Here is a 24,324-nt window from a genome sequence, read left to right as displayed (position 1 = left end):
CACATACCTTCGCCCGTCCCATGTCGATTCCGATACCGTACCGCCGACGCCCAGCCCCGCGACCTGCTCGGATCACCGCCGGTGCGTTCGCCCACGCTCGCGTTTCGGTGCGGAGCGGGATCCGTTTGCCTACTCCTCACCCGGCAGTGGCCGGGGTGCGTCCACGGAAGGTGCGGCGCAGATCGTCCACCCACTCGACCGGTATCTCCCACGGGATGAAGTGGCCGCCGCGATCGTGGACGGTGAGATTGACGTGGTTATACCAATCGCCGCGATCGCTGTCGAGGAATGCCTGCACCCGGCGGTCGGTGCTGACGCCGGGCGGATTCTCGTACCCGACGAGGGAAATGCCGGTGGGGGCCTCGATCGGGGGCTGCCGGTCGTGCGACGGCGTCCATGGGTAGCGGTTGTTGTTGGCGTAGGTGCGGATCGAAGTGCCGATGGAGTTCGTGACCCAGAAGATCATCGCGTGGGTGAGCAGGTCGTCCTTGCCGAAGACGGACTCGATGTCGCCGCCGTTGTCGCTCCAGCGCACCCAGCGTTGCAGGATCCAGGCGAGCAGCCCGGCGGGTGAGTCGGACAGTCCATAGGCGAGGGTGCTCGGTTCGAGCACGTGCACGGCCAAGTGGACGGCGAAACGTCGTTCCATTTCGATGAGCCGGGCGTATACGTCGGCGGGTATGTCGTCCGGGATGGGTGTGCCACCGGTGATGTCCCAGCCCCGGTCGCCGTTGAACAGCGTGAGCTTCTGGCCGGAGCCGATGTGGATGCCGTACAGCTCGTCGGCGTACTTGTGCCCGAGCTGTCCGGTGACCAGGGCGCCGACGTCGCAGCCCGCCGCGGCGTACTTCGCATGACCGAGGGTCTCGGTCATGAGGACGTGCCAGAGATCGGCGACCTTCCAGAAGTTCATATCCGGGTTGGGCAGCGGTGCGGAGAACCCGAACCCGGGGAAGGACGGGACGATCACATCGAATGCGTCGGCGGGGTCGCCGCCGAACGCGGCCGGGTCGGCCAGCGGATCGATCACCTTGGCCCAATGCCAGAACGTCCAGGGCCAGCCATGGGTGAGGATCAGTGGCGTCGGGTCGGGCCCGACACCCGGCTTCCGCAGGAAATGCACCGGCACACCGTCGATCTCGACGAAGTAATGCGAGTAGGCGTTGAGCGCGGCCTCGGCCGCCCGCCAGTCGTAGTCGGTGCGCCAGTACTCGACCAGCTCCTGCAGATAGTCGCGCGACACACCGTAGGACCAGTCCGCGTTGCCCGCGTCGACCGGCCAGCGCGTCAGTTCCAGTCGTTGCCGCAGGTCGACGAGCACCTCGTCGGAGACGTGAATGGGCTTGGGGTCGAGCGGGAACGGCCGCGTCCCGCCTGGACGCGCGGAGGGTTCGTGACTCACCGGGCCAGTATGCTCCGCGCCTTTCCGCGTCCGGAGTCGCGGCGCAAAAGCGGCCACGGTGGGCTCGAGCACAGCTGTGCGGCCCATGACGCGCTTCGATCGCGCGGAGCTGTGGAGCGGCCGGAAAATCTGGCCGGCATCGGCTTTCGGGACGGCCCTTCGCGATCGCCGGACCGGTAGGCAGGCGGGTCATGGTTTGCGCGTAGGGGTCCAGTAGCCGCAGCGGTGGTCGGCTGCGGCGCGGACGGCCGCGTGCAGCCGTGCGACCAGGCGGGCGGGTGCGGCGAGGTCGTCCCCGGTCCAGCGGACGACCGCCCAGCCGAGGGCGCGGAGCCGCTCGTCGCGCTCCTTCGCCGCCCCGACCGGCTTTCCGGGGGGCAGCGGTGCGCGCGATGCGGCTCGCCCGTCGATCGTCTCGTCGAATACGCCGATCACGCCGAGTTCGGGGAGCAGGAAATCGACGCGGCCGACGCAGATCCCGTCGTCGGAGAAGACGCGTGCTTGCACTTGTGGCACTGGAAAACCGGCTCGGTGCAGGAGGATCCGGCTGCGCGATGCGCCGGCGTTCGCACTGCGGCCATCCAGGAAATCCAGGACGAGAGCGGCTCGGCGGCATCCGGGCCGGTGCCGGGCCCGGCGGAGGTGTTCCCGCAATTCCGTCGTGGTGGTCAAGCCCTGGCGCAGAGCGGAGTCCCCGAGGGCGACCGATTGGTCGAACCCTTCCGAGCGGGCGATGTCGAGCACCGTCCGCGCCGGGGTGGTCGCCCGGATGTCGTCGACCAGGGTGACCTCGTCCGGTTCCACCTGGGCCGAATGGACCACGACCCGCCTGCTCAGCCGCCCGCCGTTGATCCGATTCCTGGTCAGATGGACGCGGTCGAGCGGAATGCCCCAGGTGGTCATCCCGTGCAGCACCGCCGCCGAACAGTGGCTCGTGATCGCCGAGTCGGATGTGGATTCCGCGGTGGCCAGCGTCATCAGCAGATGCCGGCCGGTGGGGCCGAGCGCGGAACCGGGCGCGTTGAGGTAATGCCCGGCGCGCAGCCGCTGCCATTGCCCGGTGCGGCACAGCCGGTGCAACGCCTTGTCGGACAGTCCGGAGGCCAGCGCTTGCCGGCGGGAGATCAGTTGCGGTGGTTCCATACCGACGATCGTCATCGACCGGCGCCCCCGAAACACCCGGCCGCGCAGCGAATGTGAATAACCCCGGGGCTGTGGACAACTTCAGGGGTCAGCCCATCTGGGTCATCCCGGCCGCGACGACCTGGGCTACGTTGAGCACTTCGTCGGCGGTGGGCAGGGGCACTCCGTCGAGCGCGTGCAGCCGGTCGGTGCTGGCGATGGCGAACATGGCCGAGACCCAGGCGGCGGCGCATGCGCGCAGGGTCCCTGGGCGGACCGGGCCCGGGGCGCTCGCCTGCAGCACCTTCGCGGTCACCTCCAGCATTTGATCGCGCAGGCGGCGCAGTTGCCGTCGCACGTCGGGGTGGGTGTCGGCCTCCCGCCACAGGATCACCCGCAGCACCGACGAGTGGTGGTCGCGCAGGTTCAACGCGGCATCGAGGTTGACCAGGCTCGTCGCCGGGTCGCCCGGCGCCACCACCGTGCCGATGTCATCGATCGGCTGTGTGGGCACCCGCTCGGACATCAGGGCGGACAGGATCGCTTCCTTGGTCGGGAAGTAGTAGAAGACGAGTCCTTTGGGGACGCCTGCCGCGGCGGCGATGGCCGCCGTCGCGGTGGCGTCGTATCCCTGTGCCGCGAAGAGTTTCTCCGCGGCGTCGAGGATGAGCTGCCGGGCGTCGCCGTCGGCTTTCGCGCTCCGGCGTCGCCCGGCGCGGCGGGTTCTCGGAATCTGCATCAGTGGTGCGGAGCCATGTCGTGCAGACGTCCCGACACGGTCGGCAGCGCCGCCACCGCGACCACCGCCGTCACCACCCCGACTACCCATGCGGTCCAGGATGCGCTGCGGTACTCCGTGAAGTCCATGACCCACGGGGACAGGAACAGCAGGACGCCCAACAGGCCCATGGCGTAGTCGGCCGCTGCCATCTCGGGGCGGGCCATCTGGGCCAGACCGGTGAGGGCGATGAGCACGCCGAGCACGATCAGCGACCACATGGCGTTGTCGTTGGTGTCCACCCAGAGGGGGGACAACGCGGCGAAGGCTCCGAGCACGACAGCGAGGAAATCCTGCGCGCGGCTCTCGGTGAACATGGGTACCTCCTCAGGCGGTGAGTGTTGCTGACCTCGGTATAACTCTGATTGACCGCCCGATCAATATCGGAACGAAAACGATTGCGCGGCAGTTGCCCCACTGACCGCGCGTGATGGTCGTCACAGAGGAATGAACCAAGCGGAGGTTAGGGTGGGCTTTCGTCGCGCCGCCGGTTCCACGGAGCCGGCCGCCGGGTTCCAAAGAAGGGATGGCCGCATGACCGCGCCGATCGTGATCGTCGGAGCCGGCCTCGCCGGCCTGCGCACCGCGGAGGAATTGCGCCGCGCGGGTTATGCCGGTGAACTCGTGCTCCTCGGTGACGAGTCGCGGTTGCCGTACGACCGGCCGCCGCTGTCCAAGCAATTCGTGCGCGGCGAAACCGACGACACGACGTTGCGTCCGAGCGAGTTCTACGCCGAGAAGCAGATCGATCTGCGATTGAGCACCGAAGCGGTCGGGGTGGACACCGACGCCCGCCGCCTGCGCCTCGCCGACGGCACGGCGCTGGACTACGACCAGCTGATCATCGCCACCGGCCTGCGCCCGCGCCGCCTGCCCGGACTGCCCGAGCTGAGCGGTGTGCACGTGTTGCGCGGCCATGCCGACGCCGTCGCCCTGCGTGCCGATCTGAGCGGCGCGGGGACGGCGCTCGTCGTCGGCGCGGGCTTCATCGGGTGCGAACTCGCCGCGAGTTTCCGGGCGCGGGGCGTGGACGTCGTCTTGGTCGAACCGCAGGCGACCCCGCTGGCCTCGGTGCTCGGCACGGAAGTGGGCGAATTGGTCGCGCGGATGCACCGTGCGGAAGGGGTGGATCTGCGCTGCGGCGTCGGCGTGGACACTCTCCTCGGTGACGACTCCGGACGAGTGCGCGGTGCGCGCCTGTCCGACGGCATCGAGGTGGCCGCCGATCTCGTCGTGATCGGGGTCGGCTCGCGGCCGGTGACCGAATGGCTGAGCGATTCCGGAATCGCGCTGGCCGAACCGTCGGCCGGTGGCGGCGTGCTCGCCGACGAGGTGGGACGAACCTCCGCCGCGGGCGTGTGGGCGGTCGGCGACGTGGCGGCCTGGCTGCACGAGACCGGTTCGCGCAAGCGGGTAGAGCATTGGACCAACGCGGGGGAGCAGGCCAAATTGGTCGCCTGCGCGCTGCTGGGGGCGCAACCGCCCACGGCCGCGCGCGTCCCGTACTTCTGGAGCGACCAGTACGACGTCAAGATCCAGGCTCTCGGTACGCCGGGGGCGGCCGACGAGGTGCACATCGCCTCCGCCGACGGCCGCAAATTCCTCGCCTACTACTCCCAGGGCGGCACTCTCACCGGCGTCGTCGGCGCGGGCATGACCGCCCAGGTGATGAAGGCGCGCGCCAAGATCGCCGCGAGCGCTCCGGTGACGGAGTTGCTCGCGCCCAGCTGAGCTCGCCCCAGGGCCCCGCGCGCAGCGTGTACCGGTGTGGATGGGCCGTACTCTTGGCATTCTCGCCGCTGCGCCGACCGGCGTGCCTTGACTCGGTCGACCGGCCGTGACCGATGCGACGCGCGGCGTCGTGATGAATCGCCTGCGGGTGCTCGCCCGCATCGGGGCGCAGGCGCTCCCGTCCGGTGCCTGCGGCAGTGCGGCGGATAACCCCGCCGGAGGCGTGCCCGCGGCTGTTGCGGAACGTGCGCCGGGGCGCGCACGCATGCGGGGGGTGTCATGCGGCTGTAATACGGTGGTGCGGTGATCGTCGCGCTCATCGACTCGGGTCTGGGGTTGCTGCCCACCTCCGCTTGGTTGCGCAAGTTGCGGCCCGATGTGGATCTGCTGCTGCAGCTCGACCCGGAGGGCGCGCCGTGGGGGCCGAAGCCGGAGGACTGGGTGGTCGAGCGTGTGGTGGACGCCGCGCGGACCTCGCTCCGGTCGGGCGCCGAGGTGATCGTCCTGCCGTGCAACACCGCCAGCGTCACGGCGCTGGAGCACGTGCGCGCCGACGTCGGGCCCGACGTGCCGGTGATCGGCACCGTGCCCGCCATCAAGCCCGCTGCGGCCGTCTGCCGATCGGTGGCGGTCTGGGCCACCGCCGCGACCACGGCGAGCCGGTATCAGGCCGATCTGATCGCGAAATTCGGCGGGGAGGCCGACGTGGTGGGCGTGGCGTGCCACGGATTGGCGGACGCGATCGACCGCGGCGATCTGGCAGCCGCCCACGAAGCGATCGCCAGCGCTGCGGAGCGCACGCCGCCGGATGTGGAAGGCGTGGTGCTCGGCTGCACCCACTACCCCCTGGTGACCGATGCGATCGTGGCCGCGTTGCCGAACGGTGTCCGGCTGTTCGACAGCGCGCAAGCCGTTGCCGCGCAGACCATTCGGCGCATCGAGGCGCTGGGCCGCCCGAGCACGGGCAACGGCGAGGTCCGGGTGCTGAACAGCGGACGCCCCGGTGTGCTGCCCGCCAGCGCGGCCGCCTTCGAGTCGGGACGGGTCCTCGGCGCGCAGGGGTGACGCGCTGCCCGGTATCGGTGTCACTTCCGAGTGCAGGACCGGTCTCGCCGGGATGTCGTAGCGCGCCGGTACCGTCCGTCGTAACAGCTTCGGCAGAGGTCTCCGTCGCACCCGGACCCGACTCGGGTGCGGCTGTCCGGGTGACACCATCCCTCTCGCGCGCAGCGCAGATCGGAACAGGAGCGTGGTTCGATGGGTGACTCGGTGAGCGCGGCCGACGTGCAGGCGGCGCTGCGGGAGCTGGCGAATCCGGCCGACGCGACGAACCTGCGGCGGTTCTTCAAGACCGGGCCGGGCGAGTACGGCGAGGGGGATGTGTTTCTCGGCGTCCGGGTTCCGGCGAGCCGCGGTGTCGCGAAACGCTTCGCGGCGCTTGCGCTCGACGAGATCGACCTGCTGCTCGACAGTGACGTACACGAGGATCGGTTCGCCGCGCTGGTGATCCTGAACGCGCGCTTCGCCGCGGCGTCGCGGCCGCGCTCCTTCGATGACGCCGCCCGCGCGGCCATGGTGGAGCTGTACCTGGCGGCCGTGCGCCGCGGCCGGGTGAACAACTGGGATCTGGTGGATGTGTCCGCCGAGCACATCGTCGGCCCATGGCTGCTGGACAAACCACGTGAGCTGCTGTTCGAACTGGCGCGGGCCGAGTCGCTCTGGGAGCGGCGGGTCGCGCTGCTGTCCACCTTCGCGTTCATCAAGGCGGGCGACGCCTCGACCACCTTCGCGCTGAGCCGACTGCTGCTCGGTGATCGCCGCGATCTGATCCAGAAAGCGGTGGGCTGGATGCTGCGCGAAGTCGGCAAGCGCGTCGACCGGAGCCTACTGACCGAGTTCCTCGACCGGCACGCCCCCGCGATGGGGCGCACCGCGTTGAGCTACGCGACCGAGCACCTGCCACCGGAGATGCGCGCCGAATACCGCGCGCGCTAGTCACCGCAATCGATCGGCTAATGCCACGATTGCGGGTGAACGCATAATCGCGTTCGGAATGCGCGCTCGATCAGAACTGGATCTTCAGGTGGTCGGTCACCGGATGCGCCTGGCATCCGAGGATGTAACCGTTCTCGATATCCTCCGGGTCGAGAATTTCGGCATTGTCCATTTCGACCTTGCCCTCGAGCACCGTGCACGCGCACGAGCCGCATTCGCCTTCCTGGCAGGAATAGGGCACGTCCAAGCCCTTGGCCAGCATGATGTCCACCAGCGTCTGCTTGCGCGGCCATTTCAGCTCGTGCACTTCGCCGTCGAGTTCGACCTCGACGGTCGCCGCGTCGGCCGCCTCCTCGTCGGAGACCTCCACCGGCGCCTGGTCGGCGAACGGATCCCCGGCCAGGGAGTTGAACACCTCGGCGTGCGTGCGTGAACGTGGCACGCCCAGTTGCGCGAGCGCGTCGTGCACCCGGTCCATGAACGGCTTGGGCCCGCACATGAACGCGTCGTAGCCGCGATACGGGGCCACGAGGGTGGCCAGCGCGTCGGCAGTCGGCAGGCCCTGCAGATACTCCAGCCAGTGGATCACGGTGAGGCGCTGCGGGTGCTTGTCGGCCAGCTCGCGCAGCTCGCCGGCGAAGATCACCGACTCGTGGTCGCGGTTGGCGTAGACCAGCACGATGCGGCCGGTGCCGCGGGCCAGCGCGGATTTGAGGATGGACATGACCGGCGTGATGCCGCTGCCCGCGCCGAACAGCAGCAGGTCGTCGTCCAGGTCCTTCGGGGTGAAGACGCCCGAGGGCGGCAGGACCTCGATCTGGTCGCCCGCTTTCACGTTGTCGCACACCCAGTTCGACCCGTAGCCGCCCTCGGTCCGCTTGACGGTCACCTTCGGCCGGTCGTCGGTGTGCGGCGAGCTGGCCAGCGAGTAGCACCGCGCCACCGAGCCGGTCCGGTCGCTGGGGATGCGCAGGGTGAGGAACTGTCCCGGCTGGTAGCGGAACTTCTCGGCCAGCTCGTCGGGAACGTCGAAGACCAGCGAGCGGGTGTCGGCCGTCTCGGTGATGACCGCGGATACCCGCAGCACGACCGAGCGCGAGCCGTGGGGAACCTCGACAGTGGTCATGTCGTCCTCTCGAACCTGGCACGGGCGAGCCGCGACGCAAAAACTAGAACGTGTTTCAGTTTCATCGTACGTCGGGCGTCGCCTGGCGGACAAGCTGGGCCTCCAGACCGGCGATCAGCACCTCCATGCCGAAGTCGTAGGAGTACCGTCCGCGCAGGTCGCCGATGTGCCGGGTGGCCCGCTCGACAACGGGGGGCAGCGTGACATCGGCAGGGGCCGAGCGGTCGCGCGGGTTCACCCGGCTGCGACCGAACAAGTAGGTGTGGATGGTCGCGTAGGCGGCCAGGATGTTGCGGTCGCCGAAGCCCGCCTCGTCGAGGATGTCCATGATCGCGGCGATCAGGTCGAGCTGTTTGCCGAGCATCTGCTCGATGAGGATGTCGCCGAGGCCGGGATGCTTGCGCAGCTTCTCGTCGATCTGGTCGACGAGATCGCGCAGCCGATGTTGCCAAGGCCCGGATTCCGCTGGCGGGGTGCGCACTCCGGTCAGCGCCGCGCTGGCGACGAGGTCGAGCAGCTCCCGCTTGTCGGCGACGTAGTAGTAGGGCGCCATCGGGGAGACGCCGAGTTCGCGGGATAGTCGCCGCATCGACAATTTCTCGACGCCGTCCTCGCGCACCACCCGCAGCGCGGCCTCGACGATCTCGGACTCCGACAGTGTGCGATTCGTGGTGCTCGCCGGCCCTCCGTGGTTACGCAAGCGTCCGCCTCCGGGCCTGATGCGCGCACCGCGGTGTGCTGCCGCCCCCGTTCGCCTGCATTCGTCCGACTCCCATGCCACCTCTACCACCGCGGGCGTGTGCCGCCCGTCACATTCCGTTCAGCTGCTTGCCACCCGCAGTCTAGAGCGCCGGGTATCGGCCCCGTCGCCGCCTGTTCCACTCCGCTCGCGGCCGAATGGGCCGGTCGTCCCCGGGTGCGCGACGCCTGGAACGCCCGTTCGCCGATTCGGTGACTGAAACCTGTTCTTTTGTCAGTTTATGACGTTATTGTGTGAGCACGAATTGCACCGGGCAGTTCGCACTCGGATCGTCCTCGCGGAGGTAGTCATGCCGGAATACGGGTCCATCGGACACGCGGAAACCGACAACACCGGACGGATGGCGGCCGCCGCCGCGCAGTCGGCCGAACAGGCCCCGCTGGTCGAGGAGAGCCTCATCGAAGAGGTGTCCATCGACGGCATGTGCGGCGTCTACTGACGGGCGGTCGAGGACGATGCTCGATCTCGATACCCGCTGGCAGCTGCACCCGCGCGTGGCGCTGCGCCCGGAGCCGTTCGGCGCTCTGCTCTACCACTTCGGCACGCGCAAGCTGTCTTTTCTGAAGAGTCCGCGGATCGTCGAGATCGTCCGGTCGCTGCCGGAGCACCCGTCGGCCCGCACCGCCCTGCGGGCGGCGGGCATACCGGACGCTGGCGCCGACGCGTACGTGAAGGCGCTGACCCAGCTCGCCGATTCGGACATGATCGTCGGCGCGCCCGCCGGTGCGCCCGCACCGGCCGCCGTCAGGCGAGGGCCCGCGGTGGCGGGGGCGGACGCGCGGTCGGACGCCGCGGTGCGCCTGGTGGACCGTTTCGAGTCCGGCCTCGCCGCGCCGATCTGCCTGACCTGGGAACTCACCTACGCCTGCAATCTGTCGTGCGTGCACTGCCTGTCCTCCTCGGGCCGCCGGGATCCGCGCGAGCTGAGCACCGAGCAGTGCAAGGCGCTGATCGACGAGTTCGAGCGCATGCAGGTGTTCTACGTGAACATCGGCGGCGGCGAGCCCACGGTGCGCCCGGACTTCTGGGAGCTGGTCGACTACGCGACCGCCCACCACGTGGGCGTGAAGTTCTCCACCAACGGCGTGCGGATCACGCCCGAGGTCGCGGCCCGGCTGGCGGCCAGTGACTACGTCGACGTGCAGGTGTCGCTGGACGGCGCCGACGCGGCGGTCAACGACGCCGTGCGCGGCCCTGGCTCCTACGCCATGGCCATCCGCGCGCTGGAGAACCTCGCCGCGGCGGGTTTCCGGGACGCGAAACTGTCGGTGGTGGCGACCAGGCACAACATCGGGCAGCTCGACGAATTCCGCGCCATCGCCGAGAGATACGGCGCCACCCTGCGGCTGACCAGGTTGCGGCCTTCGGGGCGGGGGGCGGACGTGTGGGACGAGTTGCACCCGACGCCCGACCAGCAGCGCGTGCTCTACGACTGGCTGCTGCGCAACGGCGAGGGCGTGCTCACCGGCGATTCGTTCTTCCACCTGTCGGCCTTCGGCCAGGCGCTGCCGGGCCTGAACATGTGCGGCGCGGGCCGGGTGGTCTGCCTGGTGGACCCGGTGGGCGACGTCTACGCCTGTCCGTTCGCCATTCACGACCGGTTCCGCGCCGGAAACGTGGTGGCCGACGGCGGTTTCGAGACCGTCTGGCACTCCTCGGAGCTGTTCGGGGAGCTGCGCGAGCCCAGCGGCGGCGGCGCGTGCGCGTCGTGCAGCCACTACGACGCCTGCCGGGGCGGCTGCATGGCGGCGAAGTTCTTCACCGGGCTGCCCGCCGACGGTCCCGACCCGGAGTGCGTGCAGGGCTACGGCGAGGCGGCGCTGGCCGACACCGAGCGGATGATTCCGCGTTCGTCGGTCGACCACTCGCGCCGGGTCACGCCGCGTGCGGGCGGGCGCAGGGGCGGGCCGGTCCCGTTGACGTTGAGCGCGACGCGCCCGGCCGGATTCACGCCGGAGCGCCGCCCGGCGCGGGCCTGTGACGAGAGCCCGCTGGCGTGACGCCCTCGAGTTTGCCAAAAGTGTGCTGATGGTGCGGAAGTGGCCCGATCCCGCTCCTCGACCTGGCGGTAGCCGTTGCGTTGCCGGATGCTGGTCCACGGTGCCGGGCGAACTCCCGGCATCGGGTGCGGCGCGGGCCGCTTCCGGTGGCGGGCCGGTTTCGCCCGGAAATCTGCCGTTTTTTCCGGACTGTTGATGTCTACCCGCGAAACTCCGCCTAGCATGCCAGGAATGCGCCATGATCGCCTGCCCGACGGATTCGGGGTGCGGATCGATCCTCGGGTACGCGCATACTCCGACGGGCGGGTCCTGATCGGCGGTTCACCGGCCAGGTTGCTGCGACTTGCCCCGGAGGCCGCCGAGATGATCGGTGACGGGTACCTGGAGGTGACCGGCCCGAAGTCCGCCGTCGTTGCCAGACGGCTGCTCGACAGCGGAGTGGCCAATCCCCGCCCCCGGTTGCTGCCGTCGCCGGAGGACGTCACCGTCATCGTGCCGCTGCACAACAACGCCGAGGGCCTGGCGCGGCTGCTGGCCGCGCTGCGCGGGCACAACGTCATCGTGGTCGATGACGGGTCCGACCAGCCGGTCCGGATCCCGCGCAACCGCGGCACCCGGTGCCGGGTGACCGTGCTGCGGCACGACCGCAAACAAGGGCCCGCCGCCGCCCGCAACGCCGGCTTACGGGCGGCGACAACCGACTTCGTCGCCTTCCTGGACTCCGACGTGGTGCCGCGCAGCGGATGGCTGGAGGTGATGCTCGGCCACTTCAGCGACCCGGGGGTGGCCCTGGTCGCCCCGCGCATCGTCGCGCTGGACCCGGAGTCCACCGCGCTGGCGCGCTACGAGCACACCCGCTCCTCACTCGATCTGGGCAGGCGCGAGGCCGCCGTGCACTCGCGCGGAGTGGTGTCCTATGTGCCGAGCGCGGCGCTGCTGGCGCGGCGCAGGGCGCTGCTGGAACAAGGCGGCTTCGACGAGTCGATGCACGTCGCCGAGGACGTCGACCTGTGCTGGCGGCTGGAGCGGGCCGGGTGGCGGCTGCGCTACGAGCCCGCGGCGCACGTGGCGCACGACCACCGGGTGTGCTTCCGCGCCTGGTTCGGCCGAAAGCTGTTCTACGGCACGGGTGCCGCGCCGCTGGGCGAACGGCACGCGGACACGGTGTCACCGCTGTCGGTGCCGTCCTGGACGCTGCTGGCGGCGTTCTTGTTCGCCACGCTCACCAGGTGGGGGCTGTTCGGCGGCATCGTCACCCTGATCACCGCCCTGGCCCGGTTGCGCCGCGTCTTCGCCGAGCTCGACAACCCCACCCGGATCGCCGCGATCTACCTCGCGCGTGGCTTCTTCGCCGGGCTCTGGCGCCTGGCTTCGGCGATGTGCAGGCACTACTGGCCGCTCACGGTGCTGGCGATGATCTTCTCGCGGCGTATCCGGCGCATCGCGATCACCATGGCCGTCGCGGACGGCCTGGCCGACTGGTTCACCCATCGCGATGCGGGCGGTCTGGACCCGGTGCGGTACGTGATCTACAAGCGCCTCGACGACATCGCCTACGGCACCGGTTTGTGGCTGGGCGCGTACCGCGCGCGCAGCGTGGAAGCGCTGAAACCCACTACGCCGTCGCGCTGATCGACCCGGACCACCCGCGATGACCTGGATCTTGCCCGCACCCTCGCCCAGCCGCCGCCCGGCGCCGCGGACCGCGCCGAGACACTGAACGGGAGTCCGAATGGCCGACACGCTCATCGTCGGGGGCGGTACCGCCGGATGCGTCCTGGCGGAACGGTTGAGCACCGATCCGGCGCGGACGGTGCGGTTGCTCGAGGCCGGTCCGCTGTGGACCGGTCTCGACGCGATGCCCGCCGAGTTGCTGGACGCGGCGGTGCTGCCGATCGGTCCGGAGGCGGGGTGGCTGTGGCGCTACGAGGTCGCCCTCGCCGAGGATCCGCCGGTGCCGGGAACCATCGTGCGCGGCAAGCTGATCGGCGGTTCGGGAGCGGTCAACGGCGGCTACTTCGTCCGCGCCACCGCGGCGGATTTCGACGCCTGGCAGCAGGCGCTCGGCGGCTCGGACACCTGGTCGTTCGAGTCGGTGCTCCCGTTCTTCTGCCGGGTCGAGCGTGACCTGGACTTCGGCGATCGGCCCTGGCACGGCGCGCACGGCCCGATTCCGGTGGCGCGCACCTCGGCTCCCACTCCGGTCAGCGCGGCGTTCACGGACGCCTGCCTCGCCGCCGGGTTCGCCGAGGTGCCCGATCTCAACGCCCCCGACAGCGGCGAGGGTGTCGGCATCGTGCCGTGTAATCGCGAACAGGGGAGGCGGATCGGCCCGTCGATCGGCTATCTGCTGCCCGCGCTGACCCGTCCGAATCTGACCGTCGCCGGGGATACGTTCGTCACCCGCGTTCGCTTCGACGGCACCCGGGCGGTCGGCGTGGAGTGCGTACGCGACGGCGAGAGCGGCGTCGAGTGGGCCGATCGCGTCGTGCTCTGTGCCGGAGCGATCGAGTCGGCCGCGCTGCTGCTGCGCTCGGGCGTCGGCGACCCGGGGCAGCTTCGCCCGTTGGGCGTCCCTGTGGTGCACGCCGCCCCGGTCGGCGCCTGGCTCAGCGACCATCCCGAAGTGGGGATCTCCTACCTGCTCGATCTGGACGAGCCGCCCACCGTCCCGCTGGAGACGGTGCTCGAGCTCGATGACGTCGAAATCCGGCCCTACGCTGTGTCTTTCACTCCGGGCGTGCACAGGCTCGGCGTCACGCTGATGCGCCCGTGGTCGGCCGGAGCGCTCCGTTTGCGGTCGGCCGAACCAGACGCGGCGCCGCGGATCGATTACCGCTACCTCACCGCCGAGCCGGATCGCGCCCGGCTGCGCGACACGGTGGCGACCGCGGGCGGGCTGCTGCGACGAATGAACGCGCGGCCGGTGGATCCGATACCGCCGCCCGTCGAGCTCGACGCATGGTTACGCGCGAATCTCGCCACTTCGCAACATTTGTCCGGAACCTGCCGTATGGGCCGGGAAGACGATCCGGCGGCCGTGGTGGACGAATTGTGCGCGGTGCACGGCGTCACCGGATTGTCCGTAGTGGATCTGTCCATCGTCCCCGTGCCGTTGAGTCGGGGACCGCAGGCCACGACCATGATGATCGCGGAAAAGGCGGCCGCACACTTGGCCGAGTGAAGTGAAGGACGGTTAGGTCACAATTCGCCGCGCCGCGTACCGGGTGTGACCTGGCGGACAAAGCCGAACATCGGTCGTTGCCGTCCGATAGGCGCCGGTACAGTTTGGGGCGGAAAGAAAGGCAAATGGTCAGCAACATCGCAGGTGGGCGACCCCCACGGCCGGGCGTCGAGCCGGGCGCCCAACTCGGTGCGCTCGAAGCCTACGCCGCGCAGGCGCACGGATATCTCGGTGCGGGCGGCGATCAACTTGCCCGGCTCGCCGGTTTGCTGCGCCCTGCCGTCCTGGAGTCCTGGCTGCGCAGCGTGCGCGGCGGCATCGACCCGATGGACGCGGTCGACGGGCGCGGTCTGCGCGGCGCCGATCTACAGCGCTATCTGCAGGCCCATCCGATCGCCGCGCTGATGCCGCTGATCGACAAATTGCTCGTACAGGACACCGCCAGAACGGGTTTGATCGTCGTGATCGCCGATCAGTTCGGCCGGGTGCTGTCGGTGCACGGCGGCGCGGAGCAGGTCGCGGCCGCCGCGGAGATCGGTTTGCGCGCCGGCGACGACCTCAGTGAACGCCGCATCGGCACGAACGCGGTCGGTCTCGTGGTGCGCACCGGGCGCGCCGCGTGGATCCATGGCCCCGAGCACTTCCTGCACCGGATGCACCAGCTCACCGGCGCCGCGGCGCCCGTACACGATCCGGACGGCAGGCTGGTCGGCGTGCTGATGATCGCGGGCGGGGTCCGCGTGGCCAAGCCGGAGATCCTCGCGCTGGTCAAAGCGACCGCCACGGCCGCGGAAATGGACTTGCTGCTCACCGCCATGCGCTCCGGGGAACGCGGAACCGACGGTCGCGGGCGGCGCGACGCCGCGCAGCCGCATCCGGCGGGCCGGCTCGGGCTCGACGTGCTCGGCCTCGGGCAGCCGCAACTGAGCGTCGCGGACGATCGGGTGCCCTTGTCGCAGCGGCATGCCGAGATCCTGCTGCTGCTGGCCGAGCATCCGGAAGGGCTCGGCGCCGATCATCTCGCGCTGCTGCTCGACGACACGGACCTGGACAACGGCACCATCCGCGCGGCCGTATCCCGATTGCGGGCGGTGGTGGGCCCGAGCGTTTTCGGGTCGCGGCCTTACCGTCTGTGCGTTCCGGTCGCAACCGATGTGGAGGCGTTGCGCGCCGCGCTCGATTCCGGTGATGTCGATTCCGCATTACGTCTTTACGCCGGGCCGGTGCTGCCGCGCTCGACGGCGCCGGGAATCATCGACATTCGCGACGAGCTGCGGGTCCGGTTGCGCACCGCGGTGCTGGCCTCGGGTGACGTCGCGGTGCTGCGCCGGTGGACCGCGGGCCCGGAGGGGCGCGACGACGCCGCCGCGTGGGCGGCCTATCGGGCCACGGTGGATCGGGACTCGCCGTTGTATGCGCAGATCGAGGCGAAAATCCGGGTGCTGGATCGCCGCCTCGGCGCCGATGCAACGCGAATGCAACGTTTCGGCTCATAATCTGCACAGCCACCGGCGTAGCGCGCGCCGTCGCGGTCGCGTGCCGGTCGTGAAGAGCGGTTTTCCTCCGGCTTCCGGCCCTGGTAGTTGCGTTGGACATGCGTCCAGAAGTTTTTAGTGCAAATAGTTCCTTTTTATTAACGAAGCGCCTAATGTTCGCACTGCACGGATGAGGACCGTGTGACGTAGCTGACATAGCCGTGGCGCCCGCTCCACGGCGATGACGTTGGAGGATTGGCGGCTTTCGCGCGAGTGCGCCTCGCACCGCTCGCGCTCTCATCGAATCGCACGTGGTGGTCGACGCCATGCGCCCGGCCTGGGCAGCCGGGTGCAGCGGCTTCTTCGTGCTGCCCAAAAGCGTTCGGACAGCCGTTGTTTCGCCGGGTAGGAGGCTCTGGTGCACGATACGGAGTTGGGTGGGTACAGCGCGTTGCCGCAGCGTTCCGCGCCACCCTCCCAGGACGCACCCGAGCCGTTCGCCCTGGCGCCCGCGCAGCTCGGCGTCTGGTACGCCCAGCTGCTCGAGCCGGACGTGCCGATCAACGTCGCACAGTATGTCGACGTGCGCGGTGAGCTGAATGCCGCGTTGCTGCAGGAGGTCTCGATCGAGGCGGCGCGCGAGTACGAGTCGGTGCTGGTGCGCCTCGGCGAATACGGCGGCGTCCCGCACCAGTGCGTCGACCCCGGGCTCCCGGTCGATATTCCGCTGGTCGACCTGCGCGACCGGGAGGACCCGGTGGCGGCCGCGCACGCCTGGATGCGCGCCGACGCGAGCGCTCCGGTCGACCTGCTCGCCGACCGGCTGTTCGCGGGCGCCGTGCTGCGCGTCGCCGAGCGCCGGTACTTCTGGTACCTGCGGGCCCATCACATCGTGCTGGACGGCTATGGCGCGCTCACCAACACCATGCGCGTGGCCGAGCGGTACACCGCGCGGGTGCTCGGCGCCGAACCCTCGGTCGTGCGGCCCGAACCGCTCGCCGCGCTGACCCGAGCCGAACTCGCCTACCGCGACAGCCCCCGATTCGAGTCCGATCGCGCGCACTGGGCCGCGCGGGTCGCCGGGCTGGACGGTGCGACCAGCCTCGGCGGTCGCCCCGCACCACGGCGCGCGACGAATCTCGTCGCCGGACGAGCGCTGACACCGGATCTGGTCGACCGGATGAACGCGCTTGCGGCAAGCCAGGATTCGACACTCGCGGTAGTGCTGGTCGCGGCGTTCGCCGCCTACCTGGGCCGGCTGACCGACCGCGACGAGGCGGTGCTGAGCCTGCCGGTGACCGGGCGCACCACCGCCGCGCTGCGGCGCTCGGCGGGCATGCTGTCGAACATCGTGCCGCTGCGGGTGCCGGTCGACGGAACCTGGGGCGCCTTGCTGCGCGCCACCCGCGTCGAGGTGGCGGGCGCACTGCGGCACCAGCGCTACCGGCACGAGGACATCCAGCGGGACGCCGAGCGCGCCGCCGGTCTCGCGCACCGCGGGCTGTTCGGGCCACTGGCCAACATCATGCTCTTCCGCAGCGATCTCACCCTCGGCGCGACCGTGGGCCGCTACCACGTGCTGTCCACCGGTCCGGTCGAGGACCTCGGCCTCAACGTCTACTACGGCGACCGGGACCGGGTGCACGTCGACTTCGAGGCCAATCCGCACCGATACACCGCCGACGACGTCGCACGGCAGCACGCCCGGTTCCTCCGCTACCTGGAGCGTCTGGTCGCCACCGCGCCGGACACCGCGCTCGCCGCCGTCGACGTCGCGACCGAGCTCGAACTCGAGGTCAGCACCCGGATCTGGAACGAGACGGGTTTCGACGTGGAAGCGCAGCTGCCGCGTCGCTCCCCGGGCTTCGCTCCCGTGGCGACGCTGGTGTCGATGTTCGAGGCGCAGGCGGTCCGCACGCCGGGCGCGGTGGCGCTGCGGGCCGCCGGTGCGCCGGACCTGAGCTACCGCGAACTCGCCGCGCGCACCAACCGGCTCGCCCGGCGGCTGATCGCGCTCGGCGTCGGACCCGAGACGTCGGTCGCGCTGTACCTGCCGCGCTCGCCGGAACTGGTGATCGCGATGTACGCGGTGCTCACGGCGGGCGGCGCCTACCTGCCGCTGGATCCGGATCATCCGCCGGAACGCATTGCGCACATCCTGGCCACGGCCCGCCCGGCCTGCGTGCTCACCGTGGGGCACGACCAGACGCCCGAACTGGGCGCTCTGCCGGTGCTGCGGGTGGACGAGGTCTGCGAAGCCTTCGGGCCCGCGCCGGTGTGGGACCGGGAACGCGTCGCGGCCCTGCGGCCGGAGCACCCGGCGTATGTGATCTTCACCTCCGGATCGACCGGCCTGCCCAAGGGCGTCGCGATCACCCACCGCGCCATCGTGAACCGGTTGGCGTGGATGCAGCAGGCCTATCGACTATCCACGGAAGACGTTGTGCTGCAGAAGACTCCGGCTACGTTCGATGTGTCGGTGTGGGAATTCTTCTGGCCGCTGCAGATCGGCGCGACGCTGGTGCTCGCCCAACCGGACGGGCACCGCGATCCCGCTTATCTGCGCCGCGTCATCGACGAATACCGAGTTACCACAGCACATTTCGTGCCCTCGATGCTCGAGGCGTTCCTCGCCGATCAGGACGTCGCGTTCCGCACGCCGCTGCGCACGGTGTTCGCCTCCGGGGAGGCGCTGCCCGCCGCGCTCGCCCAGCGGATGCGCGCCCTCACCGGCGTTCGCCTGCACAATCTGTATGGTCCGACGGAAGCAGCGGTCGACGTCACCTTTCATGAAGTCACCGACACCGATACCCTCTCGGTGCCGATCGGCGCGCCGGTGTTCAACACCAGGCTCTACGTCCTCGATTCGCGGCTGCGGCCGGTACCGGTCGGGGCGCCGGGTGAGCTGTATCTGTCGGGGGTACAGCTCGCCCGGGGCTATGTCGCGCGCCCGGAGCTGACCGCGGCGCGATTCGTGGCCGATCCGTTCGGCGGACCGCACGGTCCCGCGCGGGCGGGAGACCGGATGTATCGCACCGGTGACCTGGTGCGGTGGACGGCGAGCGGCGAGCTCGAGTACCTCGGACGCACCGATTTCCAGGTCAAGCTGCGCGGTCTGCGCGTCGAACTCGGTGAGATCGAGGCCGTGCTGAGCCGGGTGGACGCGGTGGCGCGCGCGGTCGTCGTGCTGCGCGACGACGCGGGCGTAGGTGCGCAGTTGGTGGCCTACGTGGTGGAGGCCGAGCCGGGTGCGGTGCGGCCGGAGGAGCTGCGCGCCGCGGCGGCCCGGGCGCTGCCCGGGTATATGGCGCCCGCGGTCTACGTGGTGCTCGACACCCTGCCGGTGAACGCCTCTGGGAAGTTGGATCGCCGCGCGCTACCCGCTCCCAGCAGGGCTTCGTCCGGCTACTGCGCGCCCGCCACCCCCGTGGAACGGGCGGTCGCGCGGGTGTTCGGCGAAGTGCTCGGTAACAAGCTGGTCGGTCGCAACGACGACTTCTTCGCACTCGGCGGAAACAGCCTGGTGGCCACGCAGGTCGCCGCCCGGCTGTCCGCCGACCTGAACTGCCCGCTCGGAGTCCGTGACGTGTTCGCCGCCCGCACGGTGGCCGAACTCGCCGGACTCGTCGAGCGGGCCGGTGGATCCGGCGGCGCGTCCTTGGTCGCGCAGCTGCGGGCACGGCCACGGCCGCCGCTGGTTCCGCTTTCCCCAGCGCAGCAGCGTATCTGGTTCCTCAACCGGTTCGAGCGCTCCGGCGCAGGCTACAACATGCCGTTCGTGGTGCGGCTGCGCGGCGCGGTCGACGTCACTGCCCTGCGGCAGGCGCTCGAGGACGTGGTCATCCGGCACGAGGTGCTGCGCACGATCTTCCCCGCGCTGTTGCCTGGCGACGGCGGCGGCCCGGCCGCGCAGCAGGTCGTGCTGTCGGTGGCGGAAGTGGCGGGCGCGCCGGAGGCGATCGCCGCCGACGAACTGGACGTGCGGCTGACCGCGTTCGCCGCGCGCGGCTTCGACCTGGAGCGCGAGATTCCGATCCGGGCCCGGATCTTCGCGGTGGACGACGGCAGTCACGCTCTGGCGCTCGTCCTGCACCACATCGCCGCCGACGGGCTGTCGCTGCGGGTGCTCGCCCGCGACGTGATGACCGCCTACGGGGCGCGTCGCGGCGGGAGCGCGCCCGCGTGGACCCCGCTGCCGGTCCAGTACGCCGACTACAGCCTCTGGCAGCTGGAACTGCTCGGCGCCGCGGGCGATCCGTTCGCCGCCGAACAACTGTCGTACTGGACCGGCGCGCTGGCAGGCGCGCCCGACCAGCTCGACCTGCCCGCCGACCGGCCCCGTCCGGCGGTCGCCTCCGGCCGGGGTGCGGTGTTCGGCTTCGAGCTGCCCGGCGGCCTGGTCGCCGCGATGGGGGAACTGGCTCGCGCACAGGGCGTTTCGACCTTCATGCTGACGCACGCCGCGCTGGCCGCGCTGTTGGCGCGCCTGTCCGGCAGCGCCGATCTCGTGATCGGCACTCCGGTCGGCGGCCGGGGCGCCCGCGCGCTCGACGACCTGATCGGCATGTTCGTCAACACCCTGGCCCTGCGTACCCGGGTCGACGCCGACGAGCCGTTCACCGACTTGCTCGCCCACGTGCGCGAGCGGGATATCGCCGCGTTCGGTCACGCCGAACTTCCGTTCGAGCAGGTGGTCGCGGCGCTGGATCCGCCGCGCTCACCGGCGCGCCATCCGCTGTTCCAAGTGCTGCTCGCCTTCGACAACGCCGAGGCAATCGCCTTCGAACTGCCCGAACTGTCGGTCGCCACCAGTACCCTGGAGACCGGAGTGACCAAGCTCGATCTCCAGCTCACGGTCACCGAGAACTCCGCCGGCGCCGGACTCGGGGAAGGTTCGGCACCGGCGGGGGTTCCCGCGGAATTCACCTACGCCACCGATCTCTTCGACGAAGCCACCATCGCGGGCTACGCCCGTGCGCTGATCGGCTTTCTGGAGGCGGTCACGGCCGATCCCGGCATCGCGGTGCGCGATCTGCCCCTGCTCGATCAGGCGGGGCGAGCGCGCGCGCTCGCGGCGGGGCGGGCTCGCGCGAGCGTCCAGGACCCGGCGGAGACGTTGCTCACCGCCTTCGAGGCACAGGTGCAGCGCACGCCGGGCGCGGTGGCGGTGGTCGACGACGAGCGGCAGCTGAGTTACGCGGAGCTGGCGGGCGCGGTCAACCGCTTGGCGCGCCGGTTGATCGCCGCGGGCGTCGGCCCGGAGCGGACGGTGGTGCTGGGCCTGCGGCGCTCGATCGATTTCGTGGTGGCCGCGTACGCGGTGCTGACGGCGGGCGGCGGATACGTGCCGGTGGATCCGGACCAGCCGGCGACCCGGATCGCGCAGGTGATCGCCGCGGCGCGCCCGGTTTGCGTGCTGAGCCGATCCCGCGACGACCTGGCGGACGAACTCGTGCGGTGGTGCGCGCTCGCGGAGCAGCCCGGCACGCCGATCATCTCGGGCGACGCCGCGGACGTCGCGGCGTACTCCGACGCGCCGCTCACCGACGCCCACCGCTGCGGTCCCCTGCGCGCATCCGGCGTCGCGTACGTCATTTTCACCTCCGGTTCGACCGGCCGCCCCAAAGGCGTCGCGGTGCAACACGATTCGGCGGTCAACCAGATCAGGTGGCTCGCGGACGAATACCGCATCGGCGCCGGCGACGTGGTGCTGTTCAAGACACCGGCCACCTTCGACGTCTCGGTGTGGGAGCTGTTCGCGCCCCTCACCCGTGGCGCGCGGATCGTCGTCGCCGATCACGACGGACATCGCGACCCCCGGTACCTCGTGAAGGCCATTGCCGCGCACCAGGTCACGATGACCTCGTTCGTACCGTCCATGCTCACGGTGTTCGCCGACACCGCCGCGCCCGAGGCGATCACGTCGCTGCGCACTGTGCTGGTCGCGGGCGAGGCGATGACCGGTGAGGCCGCCGCCGCGTTCACTGCCGTGAGTTCCGCGCGGCTGCACAATCTCTACGGTCCGACCGAATTCACCGTGCACGCCACGCACGCCCCCGTCGACCCGGCTGTGGGGGGTCCGGCGCCGATCGGGCGTCCGGTGCCGGGCAGCCGCGCCATGGTTCTCGACGCACGGTTGCGGCCGGTGCCGGACGCCGTGGTCGGCGAGCTGTACTTGTCCGGCGTGCAGTTGGCGCGCGGCTACCACGGCCGCGCCGACCTCAGCGCGGACCGCTTCGTCGCCGACCCCTACGGGCCGGCGGGCAGCCGGATGTACCGAACCGGGGATCTGGTGCGGCGCCGCCGCGATGGCGCGCTGGAATATCTGGGCCGCGGCGACTTCCAGGTGAAGCTGCGCGGGCAGCGGATCGAACTCGGTGAGATCGAGGCCGCCCTGTTCGCCATGGACGACGTGCGCGCGGCGGCGGTGCGGGTCTTCGCGCAGCCGTCCGGCGAGACGCTGGCCGCCTATGTGGTCTGCGCTGTCGCGCCCGATCGGCTCGCCGCCGAGTTGGAGCAGCGGCTGCGCCTGGTGCTGCCGTCGTACATGGTGCCCACCGCGTACGTTCCGCTGACCGCCATGCCGCTCACCCCCTCCGGCAAGCTGGACCGCGCGGCACTGCCCGACCCGGAGCCGGTCACGAAGACCTTCCGTGCGCCCGGCACGCCGGGGGAGCGGACCGTCGCCGCGGTATTCGGGCAGGTCTTGGGCGTCGACCCGGTCGGCTCGGACGACGATTTCTTCGCCCTGGGCGGGAATTCGCTGATCGCCACGCAGCTCGCGGCTCGCCTGGCGGACGCGCTGGACACCGAGGTGCCGGTGCGGGCGCTGTTCGAGTACCCGACCGTGGCGGCGCTGGCCGCGCACCTGTCCGGCGGCCGGGTGCGCAACCGGGCGCCGCTGGTCGCCGGGCCACGGCCCGCGCTCGTCCCGCTCGCGTACGCGCAGCAGCGCATGTGGTTCCGCAACCAGTTCGACAGCGCGTCGGCGGCCGACAATCTGGTCGCCGCCATCCGGTTGCGCGGCGCGCTCGATCGGGCCGCGCTGGCCGCTGCGGCCGCCGATGTGCTCGCCAGGCACGAATCGCTGCGCACCATCTTCCCGGCGGCGGACGGGATTCCGTATCAACTGGTGCTCCCGGTCGACGAGGCGCGCGTCGAGCTGGTCCCGGAAACGCTCGACGAGCGACTGCTGACGGAGCGGATCCGCGAGCTGGTGGGCATGCCCTTCCGGGTGGATCGCGAGCCGCCGGTGCGTCTCGCTCTACTGCGCCTCGGCGACGACCATCACGTGCTCGTCGTCGCGCTGCACCACATCGCCGCCGACGGGTGGTCGCTCGCACCGCTCACGCGTGATCTCATGCGCTCCTACAGCGCTCGCCGGACGGGCGAGGCACCCGGCTGGATGCCCTTGGGCGTCCACTACGCCGACTACGCGTTGTGGCAGCGGGAGATGCTCGGATCCGAGGACGACCCGGATTCGATTCTGGCCGGGCAGATCCGGTTCTGGCGCGGCGAGCTGGCCGGTCTGCCGGACGTCTCGGCGCTGCCCGCGGATCGAGCGCGCCCTGCCGTCGCGTCGGGTCGCGGCGCGCGCCACGCGTTCACCATCGACGCCGCGACGCATCGCCGGTTGCGGGAGATCGCCGACGGGGCGAACGCCTCGCTGTTCATGGTGCTGCACGCGGCATTCGCCACACTTCTGGCCACGCTGTCGGGGCAGCGGGACATCGTGATCGGCACCCCGGTGGCCGGTCGCGGCGACCGCGCGCTGGACGAATTGGTCGGCATGTTCGTCAACACCGTCGTCCTGCGCGCCGTCGTCCGGCCCGAGCTGACCTTCTCCGACTTGGTCGCGGCGGTGCGCGAGCGAGACCTGACCGCCTTCGCCCACGCCGACGCGCCGTTCGAGCGCCTGGTCGAGGTGCTCGCGCCGGAGCGGTCGGCGGCCAGGCATCCGCTGTTCCAGGTGATGCTCGACTGGCAGAACACCGCGCGGACCGAACTCGAGCTGCCCGGCCTGGCCGTGTCGCGGCTCGATATCGATACGGGAACCGCGAAATTCGACCTGCACCTGACGGTGGCGAAGGAGCCGGACGGTTCCGGCCTCGCCGCGCTCTTCGAATACGCGACCGATCTGTTCGACCCGGCCACCGTCGCGTCGTTCGCGCTGCGCTTGCGCCGGGTGCTGGACGCGGTGGTCGCCGATCCGGAGGTGGCGCTGGAGGCGATCGATGTGCTCGGCCCGGAGGAACGCGCCCTCGTCCTGGACGCGTGGAACGCCACCGGCCGGCCGGTGGATCCGGCCGCGACGCTCGTGTCGCTGTTCGAGGCGCAGGCGGCGCGGACCCCCGGCGCGATCGCGCTCACCTTCGAGGGCGAATCGGTCAGCTACGCCGAATTCGCGGGCCGGGTGCACCGGCTGGCCAGGCTGCTGGTGTCCGTCGGCGTGCGGCCGGACAAGCCCGTGGCGGTGGGCATGCGGCGGTCGATCGATCTCGTGGTGACCCTGTACGCGGTGCTCGCGGCGGGCGGAGCCTACGTCCCGATCGATCCGGGACATCCGGCCGAGCGGATCGCCGACGTGCTGCGGACGGTGCGTCCGGTGTGCGTGCTGACCCGGTCCGAGGACGGGCTGGAGATGCCCGGTGAGGACGCCGGGCTGTGGGCGGTGCTGGATGTCGACCTGTTCGACACCGAGGACTACTGCGGCGAACCGCTGACCGATACGGATCGGCTCGGGACGCTCAC

General features: G+C 70.6%; 15 protein-coding genes. 9 read left to right on the top strand and 6 right to left on the bottom strand.

The features are described from left to right. Positions 1–136 precede the first annotated feature (136 nt). The 4 genes from NNI01S_RS30795 to NNI01S_RS30780 form a co-directional block, all read right to left on the bottom strand. A complete protein-coding gene (locus NNI01S_RS30795; protein ID WP_063024706.1) occupies positions 137–1,402 on the bottom strand; it encodes an epoxide hydrolase family protein in 1,266 nt (421 codons plus the stop codon). A 189-nt stretch (positions 1,403–1,591) separates the two neighbouring features. Further along, positions 1,592–2,545 (bottom strand): type IV toxin-antitoxin system AbiEi family antitoxin domain-containing protein, encoded by a 954-nt coding sequence (locus NNI01S_RS30790; RefSeq protein WP_063024704.1) that lies wholly within the window; start codon positions 2,543–2,545, stop codon positions 1,592–1,594. Between the two features lie 88 nt (positions 2,546–2,633). Continuing rightward, a complete protein-coding gene (locus tag NNI01S_RS30785; protein WP_063024702.1) occupies positions 2,634–3,263 on the bottom strand; it encodes a TetR/AcrR family transcriptional regulator in 630 nt (209 codons plus the stop codon). Next, a complete protein-coding gene (locus tag NNI01S_RS30780; protein WP_063024700.1) occupies positions 3,263–3,619 on the bottom strand; it encodes an SPW repeat domain-containing protein in 357 nt (118 codons plus the stop codon). Before NNI01S_RS30780 ends, NNI01S_RS30785 begins: the two co-directional genes overlap by 1 nt. Positions 3,620–3,836: 217 nt before the next feature. Here NNI01S_RS30780 and NNI01S_RS30775 point away from each other — a divergent pair, with 217 nt between their 5' ends. From NNI01S_RS30775 to NNI01S_RS30765, 3 genes are all read left to right on the top strand, one after another. Further along, entirely contained in the window at positions 3,837–5,033 is a 1,197-nt protein-coding gene (locus tag NNI01S_RS30775) for an NAD(P)/FAD-dependent oxidoreductase (RefSeq protein ID WP_063024698.1), read from the top strand. 303 nt (positions 5,034–5,336) lie between these two features. After that, positions 5,337–6,098 carry a glutamate racemase gene (locus tag NNI01S_RS30770; RefSeq protein WP_063024696.1) on the top strand — a complete coding sequence of 254 codons (762 nt, stop codon included), beginning with the start codon at positions 5,337–5,339 and terminating at the stop codon, positions 6,096–6,098. Between the two features lie 192 nt (positions 6,099–6,290). Then, entirely contained in the window at positions 6,291–7,028 is a 738-nt protein-coding gene (locus tag NNI01S_RS30765; protein ID WP_063024694.1) for a DNA alkylation repair protein, read from the top strand. Positions 7,029–7,098: 70 nt separating this feature from the next. Here the strand turns inward: NNI01S_RS30765 and NNI01S_RS30760 are convergent, their stop codons facing one another. Both NNI01S_RS30760 and mftR2 read right to left on the bottom strand, forming a co-directional pair. Then, positions 7,099–8,154 carry a ferredoxin--NADP reductase gene (locus tag NNI01S_RS30760; RefSeq protein WP_063024692.1) on the bottom strand — a complete coding sequence of 352 codons (1,056 nt, stop codon included), beginning with the start codon at positions 8,152–8,154 and terminating at the stop codon, positions 7,099–7,101. Positions 8,155–8,215: 61 nt separating this feature from the next. Further along, on the bottom strand, positions 8,216–8,854 hold the full coding sequence (mftR2, locus tag NNI01S_RS30755; RefSeq protein WP_063024690.1) for a mycofactocin system transcriptional regulator MftR2: 639 nt from the start codon (positions 8,852–8,854) through the stop codon (positions 8,216–8,218). A 400-nt stretch (positions 8,855–9,254) separates the two neighbouring features. On the opposite strand from mftR2, the gene mftA reads away from it, so the two are divergent. From mftA to NNI01S_RS30730, 6 genes are all read left to right on the top strand, one after another. Beyond that, a complete protein-coding gene (gene mftA, locus NNI01S_RS35005) occupies positions 9,255–9,353 on the top strand; it encodes a mycofactocin precursor MftA (protein ID WP_157115113.1) in 99 nt (32 codons plus the stop codon). Between the two features lie 16 nt (positions 9,354–9,369). After that, entirely contained in the window at positions 9,370–10,914 is a 1,545-nt protein-coding gene (mftC, locus tag NNI01S_RS30750) for a mycofactocin radical SAM maturase (protein WP_084489424.1), read from the top strand. 231 nt (positions 10,915–11,145) lie between these two features. After that, entirely contained in the window at positions 11,146–12,546 is a 1,401-nt protein-coding gene (gene mftF, locus NNI01S_RS30745; RefSeq protein WP_063024688.1) for a mycofactocin biosynthesis glycosyltransferase MftF, read from the top strand. 100 nt (positions 12,547–12,646) lie between these two features. Continuing rightward, positions 12,647–14,098, top strand: a complete 1,452-nt coding sequence (mftG, locus tag NNI01S_RS30740) for a mycofactocin dehydrogenase MftG (RefSeq protein ID WP_063024686.1) — start codon at positions 12,647–12,649, stop codon at positions 14,096–14,098. A gap of 125 nt (positions 14,099–14,223) precedes the next feature. Continuing rightward, the gene (locus NNI01S_RS30735) at positions 14,224–15,594 is read left to right on the top strand and encodes a GAF domain-containing protein (RefSeq protein ID WP_063024684.1); all 1,371 of its coding nucleotides are present in this window, start codon (positions 14,224–14,226) and stop codon (positions 15,592–15,594) included. Positions 15,595–15,991: 397 nt separating this feature from the next. Continuing rightward, positions 15,992–24,324, top strand: an 8,333-nt coding sequence (locus NNI01S_RS30730; protein WP_245676433.1) for a non-ribosomal peptide synthetase, incomplete at its 3' end; no start/stop codon positions are given.

Source organism: Nocardia niwae NBRC 108934 = DSM 45340, assembly GCF_001613465.1.
In the GTDB taxonomy this organism is placed as follows: Bacteria; Actinomycetota; Actinomycetes; order Mycobacteriales; family Mycobacteriaceae; genus Nocardia; species Nocardia niwae.
This window is presented reverse-complemented; position numbering and strand designations above follow the sequence as displayed.